Raw genomic sequence first — 6,681 nt, forward strand, 5'->3', positions numbered from 1 at the left:
TGAGCGTTTCCATCCCCTCCTTTGGCCAGCCGAATTCGCTTGTCGATCGAACAACTGAGGTGCGGAAGGGGCAGCACATCGAGCTGAACGGCAACATTACCCACCTATTCGAGAAAAACCGCATCACGGTGAACCTGGGCGTTCCCGTCACGGTCGATGCTGCTGTCGTCAGGGTGGTGAATGCCTAGAAGGCGCCGACAAGAAAGAGGCGGCTGGTGGGCAAGCCGACATGAGGCACAGGTCGGCATAAATTGAATTTTCATCGCTCGCCCCCCTTTTCGCCGGCGGTTAGCCAGATCAGTGAAGCGGCAAGCAAAGGCCAACGCCTTTCCATCTTCGATCTCGACGCCCTGCGCGAGGCTTCATGAAGCCTGCCCGCGAAACAATGTCTCGGTTGCACAAAGGCCAAAATTGCAGAGGACCTAAAACAGGAAATCCGAGGGCTTTTGGCATCCGGCGCAGCTTGGGGACACGTCAAGCTATTGGCCCGTAACTTCCTGGTCGAGACGACCAGGTCATGGGGGTTCCGCCTTAGTGATTTTTCGAGTTTCGAGCAAGCTTGTTCGATCCCGTGGACGCTCGTTTCGGAAGAGCTACACTATCGGAAAGTCCACCAGTTCCGCACCAACCGCAAAGCCTACGAGGACAGCCGCCCGCGCGGTCGGCGCTCTATCGCATGCACCCGATGGAATTGGTCGTCGGAGACGTGCACCCGATCGACATCCACCTGACGCGGGCTGAGGGCTCGATTTGTACAGCGAAGTTGATCGCGTTTCTCGATGGGCGACTGGGCCACCGCACGGGGCGACCCCGACGCCGAGGGGGCCGAGCAGGGGAGCCTGGCGCTGTGATGTGGCTATGAAGCGTTCAACCTCGGTCTGATCAGGCAGGCATCCTGACAAGACTGGCCGGGGCGCGGTCGCTTATCTTTTCGGTGAGTGCGGCACCGTGCGACTGCGGGCGCCCCTTTACTGAAGCGTGATGATACCGTCGATCGCCCGCCATTCCGATGGGGTGATGAGCCGGTGGTGGGCGACTCGGACGGAGTGAAGCGGCCCCTCGAGTTCGCGCTCCCAGTAGGAGAGGAACCCCTTTAGTTCGGGGAACTCCGGCGCCAGGTCATAGTCCTGCCAGACATAAAGCTGCAGCAGGCTCGGATGGTCGGGCAGACGATAATGGATCTGCGCAGTGGTCAGGCCGTATCCCTCCATCTGGAGGCGGAAGTCCTTGCTGACATTTTCAACCATTCATGTCTCCTTTCCGGCGGCGGTCTGCAATCAACTCCCTGCGAGGGTGAGCGGTTCCGGCGCCCGCGATTGCGCCGGCTGCGGATATTTTGTTGGATCGCGGCGGAACTTCAAGCGGCAGCTCCCGGCACGCGGCAGAATAACCACGCGATAACAGCTGGTTGGCACTCTCTATGGGTGAGTGCCAAAATTTTTTGGCCGACCTCTTGAAACCGAAAAAAGGCAAAACTAGCTCGATATGCGCGCGCGATGCCTGACGAAGGGTCGCCGCACCCCGCACCGTTCCGAATTGCCGGTCGGTGCGGAGGAACCTCAAACCTGTTTGTCCCAAGAGGAGAACGACATGGCGTTCCGCCCATTGCATGACCGTATCCTGGTCCGCCGCATCGAGGCCGAGGAAAAGACCTCCGGCGGTATCATCATTCCCGATACCGCCAAGGAAAAACCGCAGGAAGGCGAAGTGATCGCCGTCGGTCCCGGCGCGCGCGACGACAGCGGCAAGCTGACCGAACTGGATGTCAGGGTCGGTGACCGTGTCCTGTTCGGCAAATGGTCCGGCACGGAGATCAAGCTCAATGGCGAGGACCTACTCATCATGAAGGAAAGCGACGTGATGGGGGTTATCGACCAAACCGCGCAAGTGAAGAAGGCCGCCTGACGGCTTCTTCGAAAATCCACCAGTCAACGAATGCTGCCTAGATAGAGGAGTGATCCAATGGCTGCCAAAGAGGTAAAATTCCATACCGAAGCGCGCGAGAAGATGTTGCGCGGCGTCGATATCCTGGCCAATGCGGTGAAGGTCACCCTCGGCCCCAAGGGCCGAAAGGTCGTCATCGACAAGTCGTTCGGCGCGCCGCGCATTACCAAGGACGGCGTCACCGTCGCCAAGGAGATCGAGCTCGAGGACAAGTTCGAGAACATGGGCGCGCAGATGGTGCGCGAAGTCGCCTCCAAGACCAACGACCTTGCCGGCGACGGCACCACGACCGCGACCGTTCTGGCCCAGGCCATCGTCAAGGAAGGCGCCAAGGCCGTAGCCTCGGGCATGAACCCGATGGACCTGAAGCGCGGCATCGACAAGGCGGTGGAAGCTGTCGTGGCCGAGTTGAAGGCCAATGCCCGCAAGGTGACCCGCAACGACGAGATCGCGCAGGTCGGCACCATCTCCGCCAACGGCGATGCCGAGATCGGCCGCTTCCTCGCCGAAGCGATGGAGAAGGTCGGCAATGAAGGCGTCATCACTGTCGAGGAAGCCAAGACCGCCGAGACCGAACTCGAAGTCGTCGAAGGCATGCAGTTCGACCGCGGTTATCTCTCGCCCTATTTCGTCACCAACCAGGACAAGATGCGCGTCGAACTCGAAGAGCCTTACGTGCTGATCCATGAAAAGAAGCTCTCCAACCTGCAGGCGTTGCTTCCGGTGCTGGAAGCGGTGGTGCAGTCGGGCAAGCCGCTGCTGATCATCGCCGAGGACGTCGAGGGCGAGGCGCTGGCGACGCTGGTCGTCAACAAGCTGCGCGGCGGCCTCAAGGTCGCGGCCGTCAAGGCGCCGGGCTTCGGCGATCGCCGCAAAGCCATGCTGGAGGATATCGCCATCCTCACCGGCGGTACGGCGATTTCGGAAGATCTCGGCATCAAGCTTGAGAATGTGACGCTGGAGGTGCTGGGCCGCGCCAAGAAGGTGGTGATCGAAAAGGAAAACACAACCATCGTCGACGGCGTCGGGCGCAAGGAAGAGATCCAGGGCCGCGTCGCGCAGATCAAGGCCCAGATCGAGGAAACCACCTCCGACTATGACCGCGAGAAGCTGCAGGAGCGGCTGGCCAAGCTCGCCGGCGGCGTCGCGGTGATCCGCGTCGGCGGCTCGACCGAGGTCGAGGTCAAGGAGCGCAAGGACCGCGTCGACGATGCCCTGCACGCCACCCGCGCGGCTGTCGAGGAAGGCGTGCTGCCCGGTGGCGGCGTCGCGCTGCTTCGGGCGGCCAAGGCGCTCGATGCAGTCCAGACGGACAATGCCGACCAGAAGACCGGGGTCGAGATCGTCCGCCGCGCCATCGAGACACCGGTTCGCCAGATCGCCGAGAACGCCGGCGCGGAAGGCTCGATCATCGTTGGCAAGCTGCGCGAGAAGAGCGAATTCGGCTGGGGTTGGAACGCCCAGACCAACGAGTTCGGCGATCTCTATGGCCAGGGCGTGATCGATCCGGCCAAGGTGGTACGCACGGCGCTGCAGGATGCCGCGTCGGTCGCCGGCCTGCTGGTGACCACCGAGGCAATGGTTGCCGAGAAGCCGAAGAAAGAAGGCGCCGCTCCGGCGATACCGGCCGGCGCCGGCATGGACTTCTGAGGTCCCGACCAGTGCGCCCGCTCCCTTGGACAGGGAGCGGGCATCAGTTGAAGGGAGAGAGACATGGATGCAATGGCTGATCTTGGGCCCGTGCCCGGGCCGACACATCAGGCAAAGGAGTTTCTGGCCTATGAAAGCGAATGCCGCGGCGTGCTGAAGCCGCTGCTGGCGAGACTGCTCGACACGGCCGAAGCCGCCGGCTGGAAACGGCGGACCGCCGCCTCGGCGCTGATGTTCCTGGCTGCGCAACAGGTGTCGGACGCGTCCCGAGGCACGGCCGGCGCGGCCCTGCACAATCGAGAGGAGGCAAAGCCATGAAGCGCGGGCAGTTTGAAGAACCGGTCACCCTTCTGGTCGGAATGGGGATTCCGAGGAAGATCGAAAGCGTGATGGACGGATACGTGCTGTTGCAGGACTGGCCCGCCGCCTGCCGCAACGGCGCCCATGCAGTCGCCCTCAATGCCTGCAAGGCGGGTATCGCCGGTGAGATCGACCCGAAGACGGTGCGAGCGACGCTAGTCACCTTCGCACGCCGCAACGACATATTGCTGCCGGATATGGTTTCGCCGGCCGCGGCGATGGGCAATGAGATGCATTCGGGGTAAGGCGACAGGTCCGTCCGATGTGCAGCGATCGCCTCGCGCACCTCGCGGGGCGCAGAGCCTGCCGGGAACCAGCGACGGCCACGCAGGTTGAATCAGCGTCGGGTCCCCGAGACGAGGCGACGTCATGAGAATCCTGCAAAGCATCAAGAACGCAGCCGAAAAGGTGACCGCTGCCGCAAGACCGGACAGGCAAGCGCATCTCCGCCTCCGACGCCTTTCTCGTGGTTGGCCCCTATCCGCCGTCCGGCACCTATGACGAATGCACGACCGCCGCCGATCACGCCAGGCGGTGGTGACGATCCCCAGGGTCGGACGGCCGCGCAAGGACCCGATCTATGGAAGCAAAGGCCCGCTGCTGGCGGCGTGGAAGAAAGACTGAGTCTCGCCAAGGGCAGGAGGGCAAAGCTTACCGGCGCAAGCCCTGCCTCCGCACGAATGCGCGGTGACGCAATAGTCGTCATGTCGGTGGAACGCTCTCGGCCGCTTCCATGCCAGACAGAGAGCTTCGGCCATGGTCCGGAGTGACCGGTTGCTTGCTTGACTGCCGAAGCCAATTGCTTCGCCGTTGGGCCGCCATGACCTCGCATACGGTCGAATGCCTGCGGCAGGGTAGTGGCGCTGCCATTCTTTTGCGGTCAATCTGAAGCGGAGGATGAGCGGAACGCGGCGCTTCCAAGTTGGTTGCTGCCTTGCAGCATAAATTGCTGCACGTCCCGCCTATCGCCTAGGGAAACCGAAACGCGCCATAGGGCTTCTTACAAGGGGACAGCGACAGGAGGAGGCTCTTATGATTCGTGGAGGCTGCTTGGCTTTTGGCGGTCCTGTTTTCTATCGGGTTTGTCGTGTTGGTTGCAGGCTTGGTGCTGGGCTAGATGGAAACCGGCACTCGACCGCTTATTCCTAGGACATCCATGATTGCTGGACGTCAAAGGCGCCAAAATCGGGCAATTGCAGCGTCACAAGAGCAAGGAGGCCGGCACTGCCGCGCCTTTCGCCATCCCGCTGATCGGGCATTCGGCTTCGCTGCAAAACCAGCGTTCACCATTGCCTGTCGAGATTACGGTTCGATCGTAATATTGCTGCCCCGTAGCTGCGCCCGACGTCTGCCCAGTTGGGCCAGCGAGCCTTTTTGGCGGGTTATCCTATGGACCGGGGGCGAGATGCCGATAAAACGCCATCGCATAGCGCGGTCGTCGTTCGCGCCCGCCTCGTCAATGCTCAGAGGCCGCGGACCGGCTCGATTGGCAAAAGGAAACGGGCGACGCTCGCCCGTTGTTGTCACGTAAGCGACGTCGAGGTCCAAAACACGTCGTCGTTCACGTGCTTGCACCTTGTCAGATCGCTGGCTAGTTCAGCCTGAGGCGTCTTTTACTCCCTCGCATGGGTTAAAATGCGGAATACCGGCCAATGGGCAATCGCTTCGCGCAATTTGGTGAAAAGCTTGCCTTCTTTGTTGATGGCAGATCGAACTTGAACGGCAGCCCATCCGGCTTTCATCGCGCCGCCGACATGGCAATGGCAGACAACAGCGTGCAACTGCCAATCCGTAAGCTCGAAGAAGCGCTTCGCTTCGCCATACGTATCGTTCTTCAGCCCTTCAGCCCGCAAAGTTGGATCGGCGAAAGCGATGCTGAGCGCGGAGCCGAGGGACTGGGTTTTGTCGCGCACGTCCAAGGTCATGTATTCCGTCCCGGGGAAGGCGGCGAGGTACTGCTCGGGATTTCGCTCGAGCAGCATGGCCCAATGTTCCAAACGCTGGCGCCGCGTCATAGCCGGAAAGGATGCTTCGACCTCCGCGACCCCATGCAGTTCTGCAAGTGTCTGATGTTTCATGGCCGTCTCCTGTTGGCGAGGCGCTCCGCCTACAATAGCCGAAGTAGCCCCAGTCGTCCCTACTGCAAGCGAACCTACAGTCTGTCGGGAAGTTCCACTGACGAGAAAATTTGACAATGCGCCTGTTCTGATTTCCCGCTGTCTCGGCGTCTTGGACCATCCCCGACGAGTTACTGCGATGCTTGGATCAGACGTCGGAGCAACGAGTAATCCTTCAGGCGTGATATCTAAATCCCCCCGCACGCAGCGAAGCTGTTCGCCATCGATCGCTTTCTCATCGGCCTTCATGACGCTTTGGTAGTGCCGCCAGGTCAGGCCAGCCCCTCTGACCGCGTCACTTTCGACACGCGAAGGGATTTGATAGGCGTGCAGATAATGAAGGCGCAACTCGTCCAGGAGAGCTTTTCAACAATTTCGTGGCACACCAGAAACGGTTCGAGGCGCAAATTGCCTCTCCATCTGATGGTGCGTGGCAGATGTCGATCGATGTAAATCGTCGTGGCAGGATCGACCGTCTGGCACGTGTGCTGTCCTGACAGCGCGTCACTTCCTGGACGGCAGCTTTGCGCCTAATGCACGAACCCGCTGCGCGGGAGGGCCGCCTCCTTCTGAGATGGCGTGCATGTCATAGGCCTTGAGCGGGTAGAGG

The 6,681-nt window shown here is 61.2% G+C and carries 7 protein-coding genes and 1 pseudogene; 6 read left to right on the forward strand and 2 right to left on the reverse strand.

Going from position 1 to position 6,681, the window contains the following annotated elements; translation table 11 throughout:
* Positions 1–188: pseudogene (locus FJW08_RS32045) on the forward strand (hypothetical protein); the annotation flags it as partial.
* 780 nt (positions 189–968) lie between these two features.
* On the opposite strand, the gene FJW08_RS32050 reads toward FJW08_RS32045, so the two are convergent.
* On the reverse strand, positions 969–1,247 hold the full coding sequence (locus tag FJW08_RS32050) for an usg protein (protein WP_140813738.1): 279 nt from the start codon (positions 1,245–1,247) through the stop codon (positions 969–971).
* Between the two features lie 343 nt (positions 1,248–1,590).
* Between FJW08_RS32050 and FJW08_RS32055 the strand changes: the two genes are divergently transcribed.
* The 5 genes from FJW08_RS32055 (at position 1,591) to FJW08_RS32630 (ending at position 5,273) form a co-directional block, all read left to right on the forward strand.
* Positions 1,591–1,905 carry a co-chaperone GroES gene (locus FJW08_RS32055; RefSeq protein ID WP_140813739.1) on the forward strand — a complete coding sequence of 105 codons (315 nt, stop codon included), beginning with the start codon at positions 1,591–1,593 and terminating at the stop codon, positions 1,903–1,905.
* A 57-nt stretch (positions 1,906–1,962) separates the two neighbouring features.
* Entirely contained in the window at positions 1,963–3,594 is a 1,632-nt protein-coding gene (gene groL / locus FJW08_RS32060; RefSeq protein WP_140813740.1) for a chaperonin GroEL, read from the forward strand.
* A 63-nt stretch (positions 3,595–3,657) separates the two neighbouring features.
* A complete protein-coding gene (locus tag FJW08_RS32065) occupies positions 3,658–3,912 on the forward strand; it encodes a hypothetical protein (protein WP_140813741.1) in 255 nt (84 codons plus the stop codon).
* Positions 3,909–4,199 (forward strand): DUF982 domain-containing protein, encoded by a 291-nt coding sequence (locus tag FJW08_RS32070; protein WP_140813742.1) that lies wholly within the window; start codon positions 3,909–3,911, stop codon positions 4,197–4,199. Before FJW08_RS32065 ends, FJW08_RS32070 begins: the two co-directional genes overlap by 4 nt.
* Before the next feature lie 915 nt (positions 4,200–5,114).
* A complete protein-coding gene (locus tag FJW08_RS32630; RefSeq protein WP_181183113.1) occupies positions 5,115–5,273 on the forward strand; it encodes a hypothetical protein in 159 nt (52 codons plus the stop codon).
* 294 nt (positions 5,274–5,567) lie between these two features.
* Here FJW08_RS32630 and FJW08_RS32080 read toward each other — a convergent pair whose 3' ends face one another.
* The gene (locus FJW08_RS32080) at positions 5,568–6,032 is read right to left on the reverse strand and encodes a hypothetical protein (RefSeq protein ID WP_140813743.1); all 465 of its coding nucleotides are present in this window, start codon (positions 6,030–6,032) and stop codon (positions 5,568–5,570) included.
* Between the last annotated feature and the right edge of the window lie 649 nt (positions 6,033–6,681).

The organism is Mesorhizobium sp. B3-2-1, from assembly GCF_006439515.1.
Classification (GTDB): Bacteria; Pseudomonadota; Alphaproteobacteria; order Rhizobiales; family Rhizobiaceae; genus Mesorhizobium.